Source organism: Streptomyces sp. NPDC002138 (genome assembly GCF_040296485.1).
Classification (GTDB): domain Bacteria; phylum Actinomycetota; class Actinomycetes; order Streptomycetales; family Streptomycetaceae; genus Streptomyces.
In genome coordinates this window covers 27,658-48,328 of sequence record NZ_JBEOXE010000042.1, presented here as the reverse complement: position 1 = coordinate 48,328, position 20,671 = coordinate 27,658, and the positions used below count along the sequence as shown (strand labels likewise).

At 73.9% G+C, this 20,671-nt stretch carries 20 protein-coding genes; 11 read left to right on the top strand and 9 right to left on the bottom strand.

Features of this window, described 5'->3' with window-relative positions; all coding sequences use genetic code 11:
* Positions 1 to 9: 9 nt before the first annotated feature.
* Entirely contained in the window at positions 10 to 777 is a 768-nt protein-coding gene (locus ABT084_RS25375; protein WP_351048141.1) for a class I SAM-dependent methyltransferase, read from the top strand.
* Here the strand turns inward: ABT084_RS25375 and ABT084_RS25370 are convergent.
* Positions 774 to 2,435: a FadD3 family acyl-CoA ligase gene (locus ABT084_RS25370; protein WP_351048139.1), complete on the bottom strand. Its 1,662-nt coding sequence runs from the start codon at positions 2,433 to 2,435 to the stop codon at positions 774 to 776. The two genes, ABT084_RS25375 and ABT084_RS25370, sit on opposite strands and share 4 nt — an antisense overlap.
* 94 nt (positions 2,436 to 2,529) lie before the next feature.
* On the opposite strand from ABT084_RS25370, the gene ABT084_RS25365 reads away from it, so the two are divergent.
* The 5 genes from ABT084_RS25365 to ABT084_RS25345 all read left to right on the top strand — a co-directional run bounded on the left by ABT084_RS25365 (position 2,530) and on the right by ABT084_RS25345 (position 9,384).
* Positions 2,530 to 3,681 (top strand): lipid-transfer protein, encoded by a 1,152-nt coding sequence (locus tag ABT084_RS25365; RefSeq protein ID WP_351048200.1) that lies wholly within the window; start codon positions 2,530 to 2,532, stop codon positions 3,679 to 3,681.
* Between the two features lie 7 nt (positions 3,682 to 3,688).
* Positions 3,689 to 4,204: a Zn-ribbon domain-containing OB-fold protein gene (locus ABT084_RS25360; RefSeq protein WP_351048136.1), complete on the top strand. Its 516-nt coding sequence runs from the start codon at positions 3,689 to 3,691 to the stop codon at positions 4,202 to 4,204.
* Entirely contained in the window at positions 4,201 to 4,992 is a 792-nt protein-coding gene (locus ABT084_RS25355; RefSeq protein ID WP_351048133.1) for an enoyl-CoA hydratase/isomerase family protein, read from the top strand. Before ABT084_RS25360 ends, ABT084_RS25355 begins: the two co-directional genes overlap by 4 nt.
* A 390-nt stretch (positions 4,993 to 5,382) precedes the next feature.
* Complete coding sequence (locus tag ABT084_RS25350) at positions 5,383 to 7,158, top strand: WD40 repeat domain-containing serine/threonine protein kinase (protein WP_351048131.1); 1,776 nt, start codon at positions 5,383 to 5,385, stop codon at positions 7,156 to 7,158.
* A 123-nt stretch (positions 7,159 to 7,281) separates the two neighbouring features.
* The gene (locus ABT084_RS25345) at positions 7,282 to 9,384 is read left to right on the top strand and encodes a WD40 repeat domain-containing serine/threonine protein kinase (protein WP_351048128.1); all 2,103 of its coding nucleotides are present in this window, start codon (positions 7,282 to 7,284) and stop codon (positions 9,382 to 9,384) included.
* A 45-nt stretch (positions 9,385 to 9,429) separates the two neighbouring features.
* On the opposite strand, the gene ABT084_RS25340 is transcribed toward ABT084_RS25345, so the two are convergent.
* A complete protein-coding gene (locus ABT084_RS25340; RefSeq protein WP_351048126.1) occupies positions 9,430 to 9,912 on the bottom strand; it encodes a hypothetical protein in 483 nt (160 codons plus the stop codon).
* A 68-nt stretch (positions 9,913 to 9,980) separates the two neighbouring features.
* Positions 9,981 to 10,649, bottom strand: a complete 669-nt coding sequence (locus tag ABT084_RS25335) for a TetR/AcrR family transcriptional regulator (protein WP_351048123.1) — start codon at positions 10,647 to 10,649, stop codon at positions 9,981 to 9,983.
* Between the two features lie 73 nt (positions 10,650 to 10,722).
* On the opposite strand from ABT084_RS25335, the gene ABT084_RS25330 reads away from it, so the two are divergent.
* The 3 genes from ABT084_RS25330 (at position 10,723) to ABT084_RS25320 (ending at position 12,275) form a co-directional block, all read left to right on the top strand.
* A complete protein-coding gene (locus ABT084_RS25330) occupies positions 10,723 to 11,322 on the top strand; it encodes an NADPH-dependent FMN reductase (protein ID WP_351048120.1) in 600 nt (199 codons plus the stop codon).
* The gene (locus ABT084_RS25325; protein WP_351048117.1) at positions 11,319 to 11,624 is read left to right on the top strand and encodes a putative quinol monooxygenase; all 306 of its coding nucleotides are present in this window, start codon (positions 11,319 to 11,321) and stop codon (positions 11,622 to 11,624) included. Before ABT084_RS25330 ends, ABT084_RS25325 begins: the two co-directional genes overlap by 4 nt.
* Before the next feature lie 87 nt (positions 11,625 to 11,711).
* Entirely contained in the window at positions 11,712 to 12,275 is a 564-nt protein-coding gene (locus ABT084_RS25320; RefSeq protein WP_351048114.1) for a hypothetical protein, read from the top strand.
* Between the two features lie 111 nt (positions 12,276 to 12,386).
* Here the strand turns inward: ABT084_RS25320 and ABT084_RS25315 are convergent, their stop codons facing one another.
* The 3 genes from ABT084_RS25315 to kbpA form a co-directional block, all read right to left on the bottom strand.
* Positions 12,387 to 12,881: a peptidylprolyl isomerase gene (locus tag ABT084_RS25315; RefSeq protein WP_351048111.1), complete on the bottom strand. Its 495-nt coding sequence runs from the start codon at positions 12,879 to 12,881 to the stop codon at positions 12,387 to 12,389.
* 68 nt (positions 12,882 to 12,949) lie between these two features.
* On the bottom strand, positions 12,950 to 15,442 hold the full coding sequence (gene afsK, locus ABT084_RS25310; protein WP_502969166.1) for a protein serine/threonine kinase AfsK: 2,493 nt from the start codon (positions 15,440 to 15,442) through the stop codon (positions 12,950 to 12,952).
* A 199-nt stretch (positions 15,443 to 15,641) separates the two neighbouring features.
* The gene (kbpA, locus tag ABT084_RS25305) at positions 15,642 to 16,430 is read right to left on the bottom strand and encodes an AfsK-binding protein KbpA (RefSeq protein ID WP_351048106.1); all 789 of its coding nucleotides are present in this window, start codon (positions 16,428 to 16,430) and stop codon (positions 15,642 to 15,644) included.
* 254 nt (positions 16,431 to 16,684) lie between these two features.
* Between kbpA and ABT084_RS25300 the strand changes: the two genes are divergently transcribed.
* A complete protein-coding gene (locus tag ABT084_RS25300) occupies positions 16,685 to 17,332 on the top strand; it encodes a TetR family transcriptional regulator (RefSeq protein WP_351048104.1) in 648 nt (215 codons plus the stop codon).
* 33 nt (positions 17,333 to 17,365) lie between these two features.
* Here ABT084_RS25300 and ABT084_RS25295 read toward each other — a convergent pair whose 3' ends face one another.
* The 3 genes from ABT084_RS25295 to ABT084_RS25285 are packed head-to-tail and all read right to left on the bottom strand — an operon-like array spanning position 17,366 to position 19,256.
* Positions 17,366 to 17,500 carry a hypothetical protein gene (locus ABT084_RS25295; protein ID WP_351048101.1) on the bottom strand — a complete coding sequence of 45 codons (135 nt, stop codon included), beginning with the start codon at positions 17,498 to 17,500 and terminating at the stop codon, positions 17,366 to 17,368.
* Between the two features lie 41 nt (positions 17,501 to 17,541).
* Positions 17,542 to 18,021, bottom strand: a complete 480-nt coding sequence (locus tag ABT084_RS25290) for a nitroreductase family deazaflavin-dependent oxidoreductase (RefSeq protein ID WP_351048099.1) — start codon at positions 18,019 to 18,021, stop codon at positions 17,542 to 17,544.
* The gene (locus tag ABT084_RS25285) at positions 18,021 to 19,256 is read right to left on the bottom strand and encodes an acyl-CoA dehydrogenase family protein (protein ID WP_351048096.1); all 1,236 of its coding nucleotides are present in this window, start codon (positions 19,254 to 19,256) and stop codon (positions 18,021 to 18,023) included. The genes ABT084_RS25290 and ABT084_RS25285 overlap by 1 nt, the downstream gene beginning before the upstream one ends.
* Before the next feature lie 123 nt (positions 19,257 to 19,379).
* Between ABT084_RS25285 and ABT084_RS25280 the strand changes: the two genes are divergently transcribed.
* A complete protein-coding gene (locus ABT084_RS25280) occupies positions 19,380 to 20,576 on the top strand; it encodes a thiolase C-terminal domain-containing protein (protein ID WP_351048093.1) in 1,197 nt (398 codons plus the stop codon).
* The last annotated feature ends 95 nt before the right edge of the window (positions 20,577 to 20,671 follow it).

Sequence of the window (20,671 nt, the reverse complement as noted above, 5' to 3'; positions counted from 1 at the left end):
GGTGGGCGGGTGTTCACCACCGAGGGGCCCAGCCTTCGTGAGCTGGCCGTGCAGGCCCTGTCCTCCGTCGAGCGGGGTTACGACCTGCTGGCGCCCACGTTCGACCACACCCCCTTCCGCACCCCCGACCGGATGCTCGACGCCGTCGAGGAGACGCTCGCCCAGCACGAGGGCTCGTTCGCGGCCGGGCTGGACCTGTGCTGCGGCACCGGGGCCGGGACCGGGATGCTGCGGCGGCTGTGCCGGGAGCGGGTGACCGGGGTCGACCTCAGCGCCGGGATGCTGGAGCGGGCCCGCCGCGCGCACCCCGCGGGGAGCGGCCCGCCCGCGCCCGAGTTCGTCCGGGCCGACGCCCTCGCCCTGCCCCCCGCCTTCGCGGACTCCTTCGACCTCGCGGTCAGCTTCGGCGCCTTCGGGCACTTCCTGCCCGCCGAGCGGCCCGCCCTCTTCGCCTCCGTGCACGGCGCGCTGCGCCCCGGCGGGCTCTTCGCCTTCCCCATCGGTGCGCCGCTGCCGCTCTCCTCGGCGGCCTGGTGGGTGACGGCCGGTTTCGACGCCGCGATGCGGGTGCGCAACGCGGTGTGGCGGCCGCCCTTCGTCATGTACTACCGGACCTTCCCGCTGGGCGCGGTCCGCGCCGACCTCGCCGCGGCGGGCTTCACGGTGGAGACGGCACCCCTGGAACACTTCGGCCGCCGCCCGCACGACGGCCGGCCGAACTGGCGTCTGGTCCTGGCCCGCAAGGCCCGTACGAGCCGCGAGGACCGCACGCCCTAGGAGCGCGCCCGCAGCTCCGTCTTGAGGACCTTGCCGCTCGCGTTGCGCGGCAGGTCCGCCACGAACTCCACCGACCGCGGGACCTTGTAGTTCGCCATCTCCCGGCGGGACCAGGCGATCAGGTCGTCCGCGGTCAGCGTCGAGCCGGGGCGGCGCACCGCGTAGGCCCGGCCGACCTCGCCGAGCCGCGGGTCCGGTACGCCGACCACCGCCACGTCCGCGATGTCCGGGTGCAGGCCCAGGAGTTGCTCGATCTCGGCCGGATAGGCGTTGAAGCCGCCCACGATGAACATGTCCTTGATCCGGTCGGTGATCCGCAGGTTGCCGTCGGCGTCCCGCACCCCGACGTCCCCCGTCCGCAGCCAGCCCTCGGGAGTGACGGCCTTCGCGGTCTCCGCCGGATCCTCGAAGTACCCCCGCATCACGTGGTGCCCGCGCACCCAGACCTCGCCCGCCTCCCCCACCGGCAGCGCGCCGCCCTCGGCGTCGGCGATCATCAGCTCGGTCCCGGGGATGGGCCGCCCGGAGGTGGCCGCGATGATCTCGGCCGGGTCCCCGCGGCGGCACATGGTGACGATTCCGCTGGCCTCGGAGAGCCCGTACGCCGTCAGGACCGTCCCGATCCGCAGTTCGCCGCGCAGCCGCTCCACGAGCCGCAGCGGGACGACGGCGGCGCCGGTCACGACCAGGCGCAGCGCGGAGAGGTCGTGGTGGTCGCGGGCCGGGTGGTCGAGTATCGACTGGTGCAGGGTGGGCGGCCCGGGCAGGACGGAGATCCGCTCGGCGGCGACGTTGGCGAGGACGGTGTCGACGTTGAAGACGGGCTGCGGCACCATCGTCGCCCCGCGCATCAGGCAGGCGATGATGCCCGCCTTGTAGCCGAAGGTGTGGAAGAACGGGTTCACGATCAGATAGCGGTCGCCCTCGCGCAGCCCGGCCAGCTCGCTCCACACCTGGTAGCAGCGCAGGGTCTGGGCGTGCGTGATGACGGCGCCCTTGGGGCTGCCGGTGGTGCCGGAGGTGAAGATGATGTCGGAGGGGGCGTCGGGGCGCACCGAGTCGGCGCGGGCGCGGACGGCGGCCGAAGTGACCGTGTCTCCGCCCGCCAGGAAGTCCTTCCAGGTGCGGAAGGACTCGGGGGCGTCGTCGGCGAGCACGACGACCTGCTCCAGGTGCGGCAGCCCCGGCAGCGGGCCCCGGCCCGGCCCGTCGACGGCGGCGCGGCGCAGGGATGCGACGTAGGACGTGCCGAGGAAAGTGCCGGTGACGAAGAGCATCCGGGCGCGGCTGCGTTCCAGTACGTACGCCGCTTCCGCGCCCTTGAAACGGGTGTTCAGCGGGACGAGCACCGCGCCCGCCGAGACCGCGCCGAGCGCGGAGACGATCCACTCCAGGGTGTTGGGGGCCCAGACCGCCACCCGGTCGCCCGGCTCCACACCGGCGGCGATGCAGGCGGCCGCGGCGCGCTCGACGCGCTCGCCGAGCTGCGCGTAGCTGATCCGGACCCGGCCGTCGACGACGGCCTCGTGCGCGCCGTACCGCGCGGCGGCATCGCGCACGAGCCCGGCGATGGTGCCCCAGCGCAGGTCCCCGCGGGCGTCCTCGGCGCCCCCCTCGTCCCCGTGGTCGCGCAGCCGCTTTCCCGCTTCCTCGCCCATCGCACGCCCCTCACCCGCGAACCAGTAGCTGACTGTTCGTCAGATTAGCTGTACCCTTCGCGGCTGTCAGCACTGGTACACCCCGGAGGTGGCGATGGCCGCAACGCTCAAGGACGCTACGGCGATAGTCGGTATCGGCCAGACCGCCTTTGCCAAACAACTGCCGCAGACCGAGAAGGAGTTGGCCTGCCGCGCGATCGTGGCCGCGCTCGCGGACGCCGGGATAGCCCCCTCCGAGGTCGACGCCTTCGCGTCCTACACGATGGAGGAGACCGACGAGGTCGAGGTCGCCAAGGCCATCGGCGCCGGTGACGTGACCTTCTTCTCCAAGGTCGGCTACGGCGGCGGCGGTTCCTGCGCCACCGTCGGCCACCTCGCCGCGGCCGTCGCCACCGGACAGGCGAGCGTCGGCGTCGCCTGGCGCTCGCGCAAACGCGGCTCCGGCCCGCGCCCCTGGAAGAACACGGCGGTCCAGCTGCCCACCCCCGGCCAGTGGACCCGCCCCTTCGGCCTGCTGCGCCCGGCCGATGAGATCGGCATGCTGGCGCGGCGCTACATGCACGAGTACGGCGCCACCCGCGACCACCTCTTCAACGTGGCCCTGGCCTGCCGCAACCGCGCCAACCAGAACCCGGCCGCGATCATGTACGAGCGCCCGATGACCCGCGAGAGCTACATGACCGCGCGGATGATCAGCGAGCCGCTCTGCCTCTTCGACAACTGCCTGGAGACGGACGGCGCGCTGGCCTGCGTGATCGTCTCCGCCGAGCGGGCCCGGGACTGCAGACAGAAGCCCGTGTACGTCCACTCCGTGGCCCAGGGCCTGCCCGCCCAGCACCACGGCATGGTCAACTACTGGAACGACGACCCGCTGACCGGCCCCGCCTGGACAGCCGCCCGGCACCTGTGGAAGCAGGCCGACTTCGGGCCGCAGGACGTGGACGTGGCGCAGATCTACGACGCGTTCACCCCCCTCATTCCGCTCTCCCTGGAGGGCTACGGCTTCTGCGGGCGCGGCGAGGGCGCCGCCTTCACCGAGGGCGGGGCGCTGGAGATCGGCGGCCGCCTGCCCGTCAACACCGGCGGCGGCGGCCTCAGCGAGGCCTACGTCCACGGCTTCAACCTGATCAACGAGGGCGTCAAGCAGCTGCGCGGGATCTCCACCGCCCAGGTCCCGGACGCCGCGACCTGCCTGGTGACGGCGGGCGAGGGAGTCCCGACGTCCGCGATCCTGCTGAGGAGCTGACCGCCCCATGACCACCACCGCCGCCACCGCCCCGGCCTCCGACCCCGACTCGGCCTCCGACCCCGGCTCGGCCGCCGCCGCCCCCGAGGCCCTTCTCCTGCCCGTCCCCGACGAGGACGGCGCGCCCTTCTGGGAGTACGCCGCCCGGGGCGAGCTGCGCATCCAGGCCTGCGCCGCGCCCGCCTGCGGAAAGCTCCGCTTCCCGCCCCGGCCCTGCTGCCCGCACTGCCAGTCCTTCGAGAGCGAGTGGCGGCTGATGAGCGGCAGGGGGCGCGTGTGGTCGTACGTCCGGCCGCATCCGCCGCTGCTGCCCGCCTACGCCGCGCAGGCCCCGTACAACGTGATCCTGGTCGAGCTGGCCGACGCCCCGCACATCCGGCTCGCCGGGAACCTGGTCACGGCGCCCGACGCCCCGCTCGACTCCCTGGACCCGGCGCGGCTGCGGATCGGGGCGCGGGTGCACGTGGCCTTCACGGAGCAGGGCGGCATGAGCGTGCCGCGCTGGCTGCTGGAGAAGTCGTGACGGACGGCGCGGCCCTGCGCGTGGACCGGGACAAGGCGAGCGGGGTCACGGTCGTCACCCTGGAGCGGCCGGAGCGGCACAACGCGGTCGACCTGGCGACGGCGGCCGAACTGTCGGCGCTGTGGCGGGAGTTCCGCTTCGACGACACCGTGCGCGCGGTGGTGGTGACCGGCGCCGGGCCCACCGCCTTCTGTACGGGCATCGACCGGTCGGTGGAGGTGCCGCAGCCCGGCTCCCCGTACTCGATCGACGACCCGATGGTCGCGATCGGCCCCAAGGCCAACGACCTGTGGAAGCCGGTGATCGCGGCGGTCAACGGGATGGCCTGCGGCGGCGCCTTCTACCTGCTGGGCGAGGCGGAGTTCATCATCTCCTCGACCACTGCGACGTACTTCGACCCGCACACCAGCTACGGCATGGTCAGCGCCTACGAGGCGATCTACATGGCCCAGCGGATGCCGTTCGGCGAGGTCGCCCGGATGTCCCTGATGGGCACGGCCGAACGGCTCTCCGCGCGCCGGGCGTACGAGATCGGCCTGGTCTCCGAGCTGGCGGAGCCGGCGGAGCTGCTCGGGGCGGCGGAGCGGGCCGCGCGGACCCTGGCCGGGTTCCCCACGGAGGCCGTGCAGGGGACGGTACGCGCGCTGTGGTCGGCGAAGGAGGGGGCGAGGGCGCAGGCCCTGGCCCAGGCGCCGCACCTGATCGCGCTCGGCAACCTGGCGCCGGAGCGGCAGGCGGAGCTGTTCGAGGGGCGGCGCCCGGGATCCGCGGAGTTCCGCGTGCGCTGAGGGGGCGGGCTCGCCGGGTCCCGTCGCCACCGGGGCGCCGGTCGGGCCCGCGGCCGCCCGTTCGGCGGATCATGGTTCAATGCCGAGCGTGACAGAGTCCATACGCACAGGTGGAACCGGCAGTTCCGCGGTCGGGCCGCTGCGGCCCGGCGATCCGCGGACCGTGGGCCCCTACCGCCTCGAGGGACGGCTGGGCGCGGGCGGCATGGGCCAGGTCTTCCTCGGTACGTCGCCGGGCGGCCGCCAGGTCGCGGTGAAGCTGATCCGGCCGGAGCTGGCCGGCACCGCGCGGTTCCGGGAGCGGTTCGCGCGGGAGGCCGCCGCCGCGCGGCAGGTCGGCGGGTTCCACACGGCGCAGGTCGTGGACGCCGATCCTGCGGCGGAACCGCCGTGGCTGGCCACCGCGTTCGTCCCGGGTCCGACCCTGCAACAGCTGGTCGACGCCGACGGGCCCCGCGACCCGGCGACCGTGCTGCGGTTCGGCGCCGGGATCGCCGAAGGGCTGGCCGCGATCCACCGTGCGGGCTCGTGCACCGGGATCTCAAACCCGGCAATGTGATCGTGGCCGAGGACGGGCCGCGCATCATCGACTTCGGGATCGCACACGAGCCGGGCGCGGACGCGATGACCCGGACCGGGTCGGTCATCGGGACCTACGCCTACATGTCACCGGAGCAGATGCGGGGCGAGGCGCTCTCGTCCGCCAGCGACGTGTTCGCCTTCGGCTCGGTGCTCGCGTTCGCGGCGACCGGCCGCAGCCCCTTCGACGCGACGACCGTACCGGCCATCGTGCACCGGGTCGTCACCGAGTCGCCCCGACTCGACGGACTGGCGGCGCCCTTGCGGGAGCTGGTCGGGGCGTGCCTCGCCAAGGACCCGGCCCGGCGCCCCGGCATGGACGAGGTGCTGGCCCGGCTCTCGGTCACCGGACCGGGCGGGGGGCGGGGCGGGGCGCCGGGTGCGCCCGGCGGTGCCTTCGGGGCCGCGCCCGGTGCCGGGCCCGGCGTGGAGTTTCATGCTCTGCCGACGCGGCAGGCCACGGCGCCGCCCGGCTGGCCGGGAGCGGCCCCCGCTCCCGCTGCCGCCCCCGCAAGGGCCTCATCCCGCCGTACGGTCCTCCTCGGCGGGATGGGCGCCGCGGTCGCCGCAGCCGCCGTACCCGCCTATCTGTTCCGGGACTCCTGGCTGGGATCGGCGTCGGAGCAGGACCGGACCCGGCCCGTGGCCCGGCTCGAAGGGCACCCCCAGTCGCTCGAGTGTCTCGCCTTCAGCCCGGACGGCCGCACCCTGGCCGCCGGTGGGTCCGCCGGTGAGCTGTGGCTGTGGGACACCGTCACCCGCCGCACGATCACCAAGTTCGAGGGAGAGCCCCCGCACGTCTACGGCCTGGTCTTCAGCCCGGACGGCCGGACCCTGGTGGGCAGTTGCCAGAACGGAACGCTGCGGCGCTGGGATGCGCGGACCTGGGTGCCGCTGCCCGCGCTCTCCGGGTTCGAGGCGCTCTCGCTCCCGACCCCGTACTCCCTCGCGGTCAGTCCGGACAGCGCGGTCCTCGCCGCGGCCGGCGGAGGCACGCTCCAGATCTTCGACCTGGCGAGCGGACGCCGCCTGAAGAAGATCGAAGCGGGCGAGCCGTCCGGCGTGCTGTTCACCCCGGACGGCAAGGCGATCGCCACCGCCTCCCGACAGCAGGTACTGCTCTATGAGGTCGACGGCGGGGGACAGCCCAGGACATTCACCGACGACTCCGTCGAGTTCCGCTTCGACAGAGTGCTGATCAGCCCGGACGGAAAGACCATCGGCGGCGCCGGGCCCGGCGTCCATCTGTGGGACCGGGCGACGGGGCGGCCCACCACCACCCTCACCTCGCCGCACCGGCGCCTCGAGGAGGCCGCGTACCGTCCGGGCCACCCGATGATCGCGGGCGGCGGCTTCGGGTTCGGGCCGGGCGACGACATCAAGGACAAGGCCAGAGCCGCCACGGGCGGCACGATCAGCCTGTGGGACCTCAAGACCGGTCGGGTCGCACAGACCCTCACCGCCGACCTCGAGGAGTCGGTCGCCGCTCCCCTGCTCTCCGCGCTGGCGTTGAGCCCGGACGGCAAGACCCTCGCGGCGGCCTTCAGCCCGTCGGACAGCACGATCCAGCTCTGGCAGCTCGCCTGACCGACCACTCCTCTCCGCGCCTCTCCTCTCCTCGCCTCTCCGCGCCTCTCCGCGCCTCTCCTCGCCTCGCCTCGCCTCGAAAGCTCCACACCTCAACACCCAAAACCTCAACGGACGGTACTCATGGACGCGTTGTTGCCCCACGATCCGCGGTGGGTCGGCCCCTACCGCCTGGAGGGACGGCTGGGCGAGGGCGGCATGGGCCAGGTCTTCCTCGGTACCTCGCCGGGCGGTCGCAAGGTCGCGGTGAAGCTGATCCGCGCGGAGCTGGCGGGCACCGCGCAGTTCCGGGAGCGGTTCGCGCGGGAGGTGGAGGCCGCGCGGCAGGTCGGCGGGTTCCACACGGCGCAGGTCGTGGACGCGGACCCGGGGGCCGAATCGCCGTGGCTGGTCACCGCGTTCATCCAGGGCCCCACCCTCCACCGCGCGGTGGCCGAGCACGGGCCGGTCGGTCCGGCGGTGGCGCTGCGGCTCGGGGCGGGGCTCGCCGAGGGGCTCGCGGCGATCCACCGGTGCGGCCTGGTCCACCGGGATCTCAAGCCGGGCAACGTGATCGTGGCCGAGGACGGGCCGCGCATCATCGACTTCGGCATCGCGCGGGCCGTGGACGCGAGTTCGCTGACCGCGACCGGATCGGTCATCGGGACCTACGCCTACATGTCGCCGGAGCAGATCCGCGCCGACCGGGCCGGGCCCGCCAGCGACGTGTTCGCCCTCGGCTCGGTGCTCGCCTTCGCCGCGACGGGCCGGGGCCCGTTCGACGCGCCCTCCCTGGTGACCGTCGTCCAGCGGATCCTGGACGAACCGCCCGCCCTCGACGGGATCGACGGCGAACTCCGGGCCATCCTCACCGCATGCCTGGCCAAGGACCCGGCCGACCGGCCCGCCGTCGAGGGCCTGCCCGCCCGTTTCGCGGCCGCCGTCGCGGGTGCGGCGCGGGTCCACCCGCCGCGCCACGAACCGACCGTGGTGGCAGCCCCCTCCGGACAGACCCCACAGACACCACAGACACCGCAGGCACCGCAGACCCCGCGGCCGCCGTCCACGGAACGGGCCCGGGGCGCGGGCCCGGAACCGCTCCCCGGCCAGGACCCGCGCGCACTGGCCGCCGCGGTGACGCGGACCCACGCGCCGCCGCCGAGCCCCGCGACGCCGGTCCTCGGCGCCGCCGTACCCGGCCCCGGCGGCCCCGGCCCCGGCCCCGGCAGCCCCGTACCCGGACGGCCGACGGTCCCCGTACCCGGTCCGGGCCGCCGCGGGCCCTCACGGCGCGCGCTGCTCATCGGCGGCGCCTCGGTCGCCGCGGTCGCCGCGGTCGGGGTCCCCGCCTACCTACTGCTGCGGGAGGGTGACGCCCTCGACGGCCCGAGCAGCGCGTACGAGGTGGCCTTCAGCCCGGACGGCAAGACGCTGGCCGCCGTCGGGGGGAGCGGCGAAATCTGGCGCTGGTCGCTGCCCGGCAAGGAGAGCAGCACCACCCGGATCAGCGTCGCCCAGTACACCCAGCCGCTGGTCTTCAGCCGGGACCTCACGACGCTCTACCGGGCGGAGGAGCACAAGATCCTGAAGTGGGACGTCGCCACGGGCCGCACGGTCGGGACGTTCACCGGAGAGACCACGGGCGAGCTCCAGGACGGGTTCGTACACGCCCTGGGGCTCAGCCCCGACGGGAAGACGCTGGCCGCCACCAGCGGCCGGGGCCTGTATCTGTGGGACACCGGTTCCGGATCCCGGCTCGCCCTGCGCCAGGACATCAAGAACGGCTCGGCCGTCTACAGCGCGGACGGGTCCATGCTCGTCGCCGGATCGCCGGTCCAACTGCGAAACGGTTCGGCCGACACCGTCCTGGCCACGCTCGACGCCAACGTCGGGACCAGGGCGGTCTTCAGCCCCGACGGGCAGCTCCTGGCCTTCGGGGGCCAGAGCGACGGGGTACTCCTGTGGAACACCGCCACCCGGCGGGACGTCGCCACCCTGCAAGGGCACGACTCCACCGTCCAGGTGGTCGCCTTCCACCCGGACGGTCGCCGGCTGGCCAGTGGCGACCGGGACGGCAGGGTGATCGTCTGGTCCACCACCTCCGGCACCTCCACCGCGACCCACGAACCCGGCTCCTCCGTCGAGGCGCTGGCCTTCAGCCCGGACGGGAAATGGCTGGCCGCGGGGTGCAGCAGCGGCACGAGCGGCGGGAGCAACGACACGGTGTGGCTGTGGCAGGTCGGGTGAGAGGGCCGATGGCGGCCACCCGGGATCCGGGATCCGGCCGCGGCGCTAGGAGATCGTGCCGACGCGGCAGGTGCGGACGCTCGCCGCGTCGCCCGGAGTGCCCATCCGCACGGTGACGGTGCGGGTCTCCCGGGCCTTGAGGGTGACGGTGGTGGAGCCGTAGTCGTTGGTCGCGCCCTCGGAGACGACGGGGACCGTGACCGTACGCGTCACGTCGACGTCGGAGGTCACCCGGACGGTGGCGGTGGCCGAGGAGGGTCCGGCGCAGCTGACGACGACGGCGTGGGCGGGCGGCCCGGACTTGGTCGGCGTGGGCGTGGGCGTGGGCGACGACGTGCCGCGCGAACCGGAGCTGCCGCTACTGCTGCTGCCGCTGCTGGTCCCGCCGGTGGTGCTGGTCCGGTGGGTGGACTTCGAGCTGGAACACCCGTGCCCGCCACCGCTCTTGTGCTTCCCGCTCGAGAACCCGGTCAGCGCGAACACGACGGCGACCAGGACGGCCCCGAATCTCAAACGACGAGCCACCACGGCACGATCCCTCCCCCTGGACAACGGCGCGTCACGGTACCAGCCCCCCGCCCGGCCCCCCGCGCGTCCTACACCGCCACCGCGTACCGGGCCAGGAACATGTCCACCCCGTCCGTCACCAGCGCCACCAACTCCGCGTCCGTGAGCGCGTACCCCGGATCGAAGGTCTTGGCGAGCTGCGGGACGGAGACGGTGACCGCGACGAGCTGCGTGACGGCCCGTTCGACGTCGGGGACGACGAGCCGCCCCCGCGCGTCGAGTTCGCGTACGGCGTCCACGAGCGGGGCGTTCATGGCCGCGTAGCCGCGCCGGTACCAGAGGCGGCCGAGCTGCGGGAAGCGCTCGACCTCGCCGATGACCAGGCGGCGCAGCGACAGCAGCCCGTCGGAGAGCTGGAGCCGCGCCCAGTCGGCCTGTACCCGCACGAGCGCGGCCCGCAGGTCCGCGGCTTCGGTGACCGTCGCGCCGCAGGGCTGGAGGTCGGCGTAGGCGTTGTTGAGGACGCCCCCGATGACGGCGAGGAAGAGGCGCTCCTTGCTGCCGAAGTGCTTGTAGACGGTCGGCTTGGAGACGGCGGCGCGGGAGGCGATGGCATCGACCGAGGCCGCGCTGTACCCGCCGGCCAGGAACTCCGCGATGGCCGCGTCGGTGATGGCGCGGCGCTTGGCCTGGGAGGAGCTGACGGCTTCCGGGATGACGGGGATCCCGTACTCGTCGTAACCGCTGTCGTCGTTCATGCCGCTACCCTACCGCCAACTAAACCAAACGGTGTAGTTGCCAGACTGAACTGAACGGTTTAGTGTCCTCGCCATGACCACCACGGAGCACACCACCGAGCACGCGGCCGAGTTCAAGGTCCTCGCCATCTCCGGCAGCCTGCGCGCCGATTCGCACAACACGGCGCTGCTGCGGGCCGCCCGCAAGCACCAGCCGGGCGGCCTGGCCCTCGAGATCTACGACGGCCTGCGCGAGATCCCGCCCTACGACCAGGACCTCGACACCCCGGCCGACCGCCCGGCCGTCGTCGCCGACCTCCGCCGCCGGATCACGGAGGCGGACGGCCTGCTGATCGCGACGCCCGAGTTCAACTACTCGGTCCCCGGCACCCTGAAGAACGCGCTGGACTGGGTCAGCACCGACTGGACGCGCGAGGAAGGCCTGCCGCTGCTGCGCAAGCCGGTCGCGATCATGGGCGCGGCGCCGACGAACTTCGGCACGGTGCGCGCGCAGCTCGCCCTGCGCCAGTCGTTCGTGTGGACGGACAGCGACGTGGTCGTGAAGCCCGAGGTCCACCTCTTCCGGTCGTACGAGCGCTTCGACGCACACGGCAACCTGACCGACGAGACCAGCATCGCCCTGCTGCGCGACCTGCTGACCGCGCTGAAGCAGAAGATGGCGGCGGCCCGATGACCGCCACGGGGGCGCCGGGGGTGACCGCGCTGGCCCGCCTGCGGGCCCTGCCCGGCCGGGAGGCGGCGGTCCGGGACCAGGCGCTCGCGCTCGTCGCCCCCACCCGGAGCGAGCCGGGCAACCGCTCGTACCGCCCGTACGAGGACCCGCTCGCCCCGGGCACCTGGGTCGTGGTGGAGGAGTGGGCGGACGCGGTCTCCTGGGAGGCCCACCTGGCCTCCCCCCACCTGGCGGCGGCCCTGGCCCGCTCGGCCGGGCTGCTCGACGGGCCGCCGGACGTACGGGTCTTCGGCGCGGGCTGACGCCGCCGGGGCGGTTCGCCCGCATGCGGGGGGCGGGTGCCGGGCGTAGCGTCGGGCCCAAGATCCCACTCTCCGGAGGGCCGGACCTTGATCCGCAACGCAATCGGTTCCCTGCTGGGCCTCATCGGAGCGACGGCAGCCGTCTGGAGCCCCTTCCGCGCCTGGTACGACGGCAGGCACGGGCGCGACTACCGCCTCGGCGACCTCTTCTCCGGCTCCGGCATCGACACCACGGGCAAGTCCGGGGTCATGACCTCGCTCCTGCTGCCGTTCCTCGTGGCGGCCCTGCTCACCCTGATCGCGATCGTGCTGCGCTCACGCGTCCTGATGGCGGTGGCCGGGGTACTGGTCATCGGCTTCACGGTCCTGTGGATGGTCCGCCAGGGCCAGGCCGGGGGCAGCCTCACGGTCGGCGGCGACGGCGAGGGCCTCGGCCCGGGCGTGGCCGGCGCCTTCGGCGGCGGCGCCCTCCTGATCCTGGCCGCGGCGATCATGCGCGGCCGCCCCCGCCGCCGCCCCCGCCACGACCGCCGCCCCCCGGCCGACGAACCCCCGCCGCGGTACGACACCCCCACCGCACCGGCCGAATACCCGCCCCCGACCCACCCGAACACCCCCTGGCCCCCACCCCCACCGGGCAACGGCCACTGACCCCGCCACGAGGGCGTGCCGCCGCGTCCCCCGTCCGGACATGGCGGCGGCCCCGCTCCCTGAGGGGGCGGGGCCGGCGTGCCTGGGGCGTGGTGCGCCCCGGGGGACTGCTTACTTCTCGACGACGCCGGACGCGGCGATCTCGATCTTGGCGCGGGTGGCGCCGGACTGGGAGCCCAGGGACTCGATCTTCTGGACCAGCTCGGAGCCCTCGACGACCTCGCCGAAGACGACGTGCTTGCCGTCGAGCCACGGGGTGAGGACCGTCGTGATGAAGAACTGCGAGCCGTTGGTGTTGCGGCCGGCGTTCGCCATCGACAGCAGGAACGGGCGGTCGTGCTTCAGCTTGAAGTTCTCGTCCTCGAACTTCTCGCCGTAGATGCTCTTGCCGCCGGTGCCGTCACCACGGGTGAAGTCACCGCCCTGGAGCATGAACTGCGGGATGACGCGGTGGAAGCCCGAGCCCGCGTAGCCGTAGCCGTGCTCGCCGGTGGCCAGCTCGCGGAAGTTCTTCGTGGTCTTCGGGACGACCTCGTCGAAGAGGTTGAAGACGATGCGGCCGGCGGCCTCGCCGTTGATGTTGATGTCGAAGTAAACGTTGCTCATGGGGTCCATCCTGTCACTCCCGGTGCGCCGCGCGACCCGGCGGGGCCGCAGTGGCTCACCCGTGCAGGTCAGCCGCCCGTTCGCGTACCCGTCCCCTTCGCCGCGTCCAGGGCGTACACGCACCGGTCCTTGCTGCACGCGTACACCACGCCCGCCTCCGCCACCGGCGAGCCGGTGATCTCCCCGCCGGTGGCCAGCTTCCAGCGCAGCTGACCGCCCGCCGCGTCCAGCGTGTACAGGCAGTGGTCCGCCGAACCGAAGTGCACCCGGCCGTCCGCGACCGCCGGGGAGCCGGTGATCTCGCCGCCCGCCGCGAAGCGCCACTTCGGGGTGCCGGTGACCGCATCCAGGGTGTAGAGCGCGCTGCCCGCGCCCAGGTGGACGTTGCCGTGGGCGACGATCACCGGGTCCGGGGACTGGCGCGGCTCGGTGGCGATCCGCCAGCGGTCCGCGCCGCTGGTGGCGTCGAGCGCGTACACGGTGCCCAGGTAGTCCACCAGGTACACCCCGCCGCCCGTCACCGCGGGCCCCGGCGCGAAGGCGGGCGGGGCCATGAAGACCGCGGGGGCCTCGAAGTGCCAGCGGACCCGGCCCGAGGCGCGGTCCACCGACAGCACCCGGGAACCGGCCGCGACGTACACGTTGCCGTCGGCGGCCGGGGTGACCCGGACGGGGACGTTCCCGCAGGACGCCGCGTCGCCCACGGGGTACGACCAGGCCTCACGGCCGGTACGGGCGTCCAGCGCGCGCAGCCGCGCGTCCTGCCAGACGTACACCGTGCCGTCGTGCAGCGCCGGGGCCGCCTCCGGGGTCTCGAAGTCGGTCTGGGCGCCGGTCAGCTCCCACAGCTTCTGGCCGTTGGCGGCCTCCCAGGCCTGTACGCCGCCCCCGCGCGTGGCGGTGATCACGGTGCCCCGGTCGGCGCGCAGCGCGTACACCCAGGAGTCGGTGGACAGCCGCCAGCGCTCGGAGCCCTCGGTGGCGTCCAGCGCGTAGAGGGAAGGGCCGTCGGAGGCGTGGATGCGGCCGTCCGAGACGGCCATGGACCAGGCGACGTCCCGGGTCTTGAACTGGCGGCGGCCGCTCGCCACGTCCAGGGCGTGCACCTCGAAGGAGGTGACGTACAGCAGCTCGCCCGCGACGGTCGGGGTGCCCCAGACCTCGTTGGACATGCGGAAGCGCCACGGCCGCCAGCGGCCGCTGTCCGGGGCCGCGCCCGGCCGCGGCACCCCGGCGGTGTCCGGGAGCCCGCCGGAGGACGGCCTGGAGGGCGGTACGGACACGGCGGACGAGGCCGCGGAGCCGCTCGGCGGCCGGACCCAGCCCGTCGCCGAGTCGGAGGCCGCCGGGGCCAAGGCGCCGGACGGCCCGGCGAGCGCCGCGACGGACACCCGCGGCCCGGGCCCGATCGGTACCGGGGAACCGCCCAGGCGCACCGGCTCGCCCGGCAGCGGCGCCATCGGCGGATGCTGCGGCCGCGGCGGCGCCTGCCCGGTCCGGGGATCGGCCCAGGGGTCGGAACCGCGCGGCGGGGTGGGCCGGCGCTGGTGCGTACCGGCGCTGCGGCCCGAGGCGTCCCGCGCGCCCGCCACCGCACCGCCGCCCGCGGCCGCGCCCGCACCCGGCCGCGCGGCGTTCGCACCCGAGCCGGGCGTCCGGTGCCCCACCGCCCGCCGGGTCTCGATCATCGCCACCGCCCGCGTGGGCAGCCAGGCCGAGGCCGTACCGCTGTCGTCGCCGACCTCGCCCACCGCGAAGAGGTGCGGGGCCAGCTGCGCCTGGAGGTCGGCCGGGGTCGGCCGGTTCAGCGCGTCCATCTGCATGCACGAGTCGATCAGCGGCCGCAGCTCGTCCGGCAGCCCGTCCAGGTTCGGGCCCTCGCGCAGCAGCATGAAGACCGTCTCGACCGGATTGGCGCCGTGGTACGGCGGATGGCCGGTGGCGGCGAAGACCAGGGTGGACCCGAGCGAGAAGACGTCGCTGGCGCCCTTGACGCTCCGCGAGTCCTTGGCCTGCTCGGGCGACATGTAGGCGGGGGTGCCGACGGCGACGTTCGTCATGGTCAGGCGGGTGTTCGAGACCCCGCTGGCGATGCCGAAGTCGATCACGCGCGGCCCGTCCTCGACCACCAGCACGTTGGACGGCTTCAGGTCGCGGTGGACCAGGCCCGCCCCGTGGATGGACTGGAGCGCCTCGGCGATCCCGGCGGCGAGCCACCGGACGGCCTGGGCGGGCATCGGCCCGCACTCGTTGACGATCTCCTCCAAGGAGGGCGCCGGTACGTAGGCGGTGGCCAGCCACGGCACGGCGGCCCGCGGGTCGGCGTCGACCACGGCCGCGGTGTAGAAACCGGACACGGCCCGCGCGGCCTCGACCTCGCGGGTGAAACGCACCCGGAAGAGCTGGTCCTCGGCGAGTTCGGTGCGCACCGTCTTGATCGCGACCCTGCGTCCGGACGCCGACCGTGCGAGATAGACCAGCCCCATGCCGCCGGCGCCGAGCCGTCCCAGCACCTCGAAGGGGCCGATCCGTCTCGGGTCGTGCTGCGTCAGCTGCTCCACCACTCGCCTCACACCTCCCCGTACGGACCTTCGACGGCCCGTATCCGCCGGCGTCCCCGCCGGCCCCGTGCAGCGTCTCACTCCCGGACACCGCCCGAGGGTCGCGCACACCCGATTCTGTCAGGCCCGCGCCGGGTCCGGACCCTGGCTCCGCCGAGGCTCCGGCAGCGGCTGCGTCACATTTCGCGCCGGGCTCGCGTCAGGCCCCTGTCCCCGACTCCGCGAGGAGGGCGAAGACGGCGCCCTGGTTGTCGGCGACGACCGCGACCCGGCCGTACGGCGTATCGAAGGGATCGGCGGTGATCCGGCCACCCAGACGGCGTACGGTCAGCGCCGCCTCGTCGCAGTCCGGGACCGCGAAGTACACCAGGAAGTGCGCGGGCATGGCCTCCGGGAAGGCGTCGGTGATCAGGCTGCGCCCGATGACGGCGGTGGCCGGGCCGGGCACGCTGCCGGGCGGGGACCAGGTGCGGTAGTCGGTGCCCGCGTCGTCCTGGTCCTGGGGGACGTAACCGAAGACGTTCGCGTAGAAGACGTCCACGGCGTCCTTGGCCCGCGTGTACAGCTCGCTCCAGCAGTACGTGTACGGCTCCTGCTGGACCTCGAAGCCGTCGTGGGTGCCGGGCTGCCAGAGCCCGAAGACCGCGCCGCCGGGGTCGGCGGCCAGCGCGGCCGTGCCGTACGGGCCCACGGGGACCGGGTCCGTCACCAGCTGGCCGCCCGCCGCGCGGATCCGGGCGGCGGCGGCGTAGGCGTCGGCGGTGTGGAGGTAGACGCCCCAGACGGTGGGCATGCGGCCGTCGGGCTTCGGCGCGAGCGCGGCGACGTTGCGGCCCCGGTGGTAGGCCTGCGTGTAGTGCCCGTAGCGCGCGCCCGCGCTGTCCCCGAAGGTCCACCCGAAGAGTTCGCCGTAGAAGCGCTTGCCCGCCTCGACGTCCGGAAGGGAGGCGTCCACCCAGCAGGGCGTGCCCTCCGAGAATGCGGCCATGGGCCCTCTTCCTTCCGTTTTCATGCGGTGCCGTACGGTCTCGTGCGTGTCGCACTACATGCGGCAGTCTGCCCTTCGGGCCATGATCCCCCCGGCATCTTGTCCACAGCCTGTTGACAAGACTATTCGGGGGACGCGGCAGGGGCGCGGCCGGATTCCGCCCACCGGGCGCGGTAGGCGCAGGCCAGGTACCCCGTAACCCCATTTGCAGGCGGCCGAATCGCGCGCCGATCACCCCTCGGTAAGCTGACGGCATGACAGGACAAGTACGCACCGTCGACGGCCGCGTGGCCGGTCGGCGCGGCCAGGCGACGCGGCAGAAGCTGCTCGACTGCCTCAGCGAGATGCTCAGCTCCTCGCCGTACCGCGACGTCAAGGTGATCGACGTCGCCCGCAAGGCCGGCACCTCGCCCGCGACCTTCTACCAGTACTTCCCGGACGTCGAGGGAGCCGTCCTGGAGATCGCCGAGCAAATGGCCGACGAAGGAGCGCAGTTGACCGCGCTCGTCGAGGGCCGGGCCTGGGTCGGCAAGGCCGGCTGGGCCGCCGCGGAGGAACTCGTCGAGGGCTTCCTGGACTTCTGGCGGCGCAACGACGCGATCCTGCGGGTCGTCGACCTCGGCGCGGCCGAGGGCGACAAGCGCTTCTACAAGATCCGCATGAAGATCCTGAACTCGGTCACCAACTCCCTCACCGAATCGGTGAAGGAGCTCCAGGCGAAGGGCAAGGTCGACAAGGACGTCAGCCCTGCCGCGATGGCCGGTTCCCTGGTCGCGATGCTCGCCGCGGTGGCCTCGCACCAGAAGGGGTTCCAGACCTGGGGCGTGAAGCAGGCCGAGCTGAAGCCGAACCTGGCGCTGCTCGTCCACCTCGGCATCACCGGCAAGAAGCCCACCCGGTAACGGCGGACCCCCAGGGGTCCGCCGCCCCGGCGGTCATTGCGCGCGTGCCACCACCGGCATCCGCAGGAACACCGGCACCGGCACTGGTACCGGCACCGGCACCGGCACCGGCACCGACACCGACACCGACACCGACACCGACACCACGATCAGCGGTGCCGACTCCACCCTTTCCGCCCCTTCCGGCCCTTCCGCCCCTTCCGGCCCGATCAGCGACGCTCCAGCCGGAACAGCCGGATCTCGCGCTCGACGCGCGCCTGGTACGCCGCGTACGGCGGCCAGAACTTCAGCGCCGCCTGCCACGCCACCGCGCGCTCCTCGCCCTGGAGCAGCCTGGCCCGTACGGCGATGTCCTGGCCCTTCCAGCTGACGTCGGCGTCCGGGTGTTTGATCAGGTTCCCCGTCCAGGCCGGATGGCCGGGGCGGCCGAAGTTCGACCCGATGAGGACCCAGCTCGCCCCGTCCTGCTCCGGCATGCACGCGAGCGGGGTGGTGCGCGGCTCGCCCGTCTTGGCGCCCTTCGCGGTGAGGATCACGCCGGGCAGCATCTGGGCGCTCAGGATCACCTTGCCGCGGGTCAGTTTGTGCACCGCCTTGTCCATGGCGGGGATGAAGTGCGGTGCGATCTTGGCGAACAGCAGGGTCGAGGAGACCTTCTGCATCAGCTTGACGCCGGGAGCCGGAGCCATCAGACGGCCACCCTTTCGTCGTGCGGTGCCCGGCCCGGTGCCGTGTCCCGCGGGGTGAAGAGGCCCGCCCGGTCGGCGGCGTGCGCGCGCAGCCGGTGGACCGGCCCGAAGAGCAGCTCGTCGGCCGCCGCGCGCTTGAAGTACAGGTGGGCGTCGTGCTCCCAGGTGAAGCCGATCCCGCCGTGCAGCTGGATGGCCTCCCCCGCGGTCACCCGGAGCGCCTCCAGGGCCTGGGCGAGCGCGAGCCCGCCCTGTTGCGGGTCCCAGGCGGCGTAGTAGGCGGCCGACCGGGCGGCCTGCACCCGGACGTACAGGTCCGCCAGCCGGTGCTTGACCGCCTGGAACGATCCGACGGCCCGGCCGAACTGCTCGCGCTGGCGCACGTAGTCCACGGTGCGCGCGAGCGCCTGCGCGGCCGCGCCGACCGCCTCGGCGGCGAGCACCGCGGCCGCGCCGCGCCCGGTGGCGGCCAGCGCCTCCGCGATGTCCGCGTCCTCGCCGCCCGCCTCCCCGGCCGCCTCGCAGAGCAACTCGGCCGGAGTGTCGCGCAGTTGGACGCGGGCCTGCGGCCGGGTCTCGTCGAGTGCGGTTTGCCGCGAGCGTACGAGCCCGGGCGCGTCCGGCCGTACGAGGAACAGCAGGACGCGGCTGCGCGCGAAGCCCCCCGTGTGGGCGGCGACCAGCAGCACGCCCGCGCTGTGCCCGTCGAGCACCTGATCGGCTTCCCCGTACAGGCGCCAGCCCTCCTCCCCCTCGGGGCGGCGGGCCTGCACTCCCCCGGCCCGGCCGCCGCCCGCCCACTCGCCGGCGGTGTTCTCGCCGGTGAGCCCGAGGGCGGTGGACAGCGCGGCGCCGGGCACGGCGAGGGCGGCGGTGAGCGTGCCCGCGGCGAAGCCGGGCAGCAGGGCGGACCGCTGGGCCGGGCTGCCCAGCGCGGTGACCAGCGGCGCGGCGAGCACGGCGGTGGCCAGCAGCGGCGAGGGCAGCAGCGCCCGCCCGGTCTCCTCGCAGGCCAGGACCAGGTCGGCGGGGGCGCATCCGACGCCCCCGTACTCCTCGGCGACGGCGATCCCGGGCAGCCCGAGCTGCCGGGCGAGCTGCTGCCACAGCTCCGGGTCGTATCCGGCGTCGGTGCGGACGGCGGCCTTGACCTCGTCCGGACCGCAGCGTTTGCCCAGGATTTCGCGCAGGGTGCGGCGTATCTCTTCCTGCTCCGCGGTGAAGGCGGCGTCCATCGTCGGGCTCCTCCCCAGATCTGACGGGCCGTCATATTAGGCCGGGGGAGGGCAGATGCCCAGAGGGGCGGCACGCGCGGCACCCACTAGAAACTGACGTGCCGTCAGTTGTACCGTCAGTCCATGCCCGGACCCCTAGCTGTCTCCGCAGCCACCTCCGCGCCCCGCCGCAGGGTCGCGGTCGCCGGCGTCGCCCTCTCGGACTGCGGGCGGGTGGACGGCCCCACCCCGTACGCCCTGCACGCCCAGGCGGCCCGCCGCGCGCTGGCCGACTCCGGGCTGGACCGCTCGGTGATCGACGGCTTCGCCTCGGCCGGCCTCGGCATCCTGGCGCCGGTCGAGGTCGCCGAGTACCTGGGCCTGCGCCCCACCTGGGTGGACTCCACCTCGGTCGGCGGCTCGACCTGGGAGGTCATGGCGGCCCACGCCGCCGACGCCATCGCCGCGGGCCACGCGAACGCCGTACTCCTCGTCTACGGATCCACGGCCCGCGCCGACATCAAGGCGCGGCGGCGCACCTCGAACCTCTCCTTCGGTGCGCGCGGACCCCTCCAGTTCGAGGTGCCGTACGGGCACACACTGGTCGCCAAGTACGCGATGGCGGCCCGGCGCCACATGCACGAGTACGGAACCACCCTGGAGCAACTGGCCTCGGTCGCCGTCCAGGCCCGCGCGAACGCCGCGACCAACCCGGACGCGATGTTCCGCGACCCGATCACCGTCGAGGAGGTGCTCGCCGGCGACATGATCGCGGACCCCTTCACGAAGCTGCACTGCTGCATCCGCTCGGACGGCGGCTGCGCGGTGCTGCTGGTGGCGGAGGACCTCGTACCGGACACGGCGAAGGCGCCGGTGTGGGTCCTCGGTACCGGGACGGCCGTCTCGCACACCACGATGTCGGAGTGGGACGACTTCACGGTCTCCCCGGCGGCGGTCTCGGGGCGGCTGGCCTTCGAGCGCGCGGGGGTGACCCCGGCGGACGTCGACGTCGCCGAAATCTACGACGCCTTCACCTACATGACCCTGGTCACGCTGGAGGACCTGGGCTTCTGCGCGAAGGGCGAGGGCGGTGCCTTCGTGGAGAAGGGCCGCCTGCTGCGGGACGGCGAACTCCCGGTCAACACCGACGGCGGCGGCCTCTCCGCCTGCCACCCCGGCATGCGCGGCCTCTTCCTCCTGGTCGAAGCGGTCCGCCAACTACGCGGCGAGGCGGGCCCGGGCCAGGTCCACAAACCGGGCAACCGCCTCCCGGAAATAGCCCTGGCATCGGGCACAGGAGGCTGGTTCTGCTCATCGGGCACCCTCATCCTGGGCCGCTGACCACCAGGACACCGCCCCAGCCCCACCCGCGCCGACGCCCGAGGCGAGCCACTTCCCGCCCCGCCGGCGTTTGAGGCGCCCCCGGAGGGAAGCAA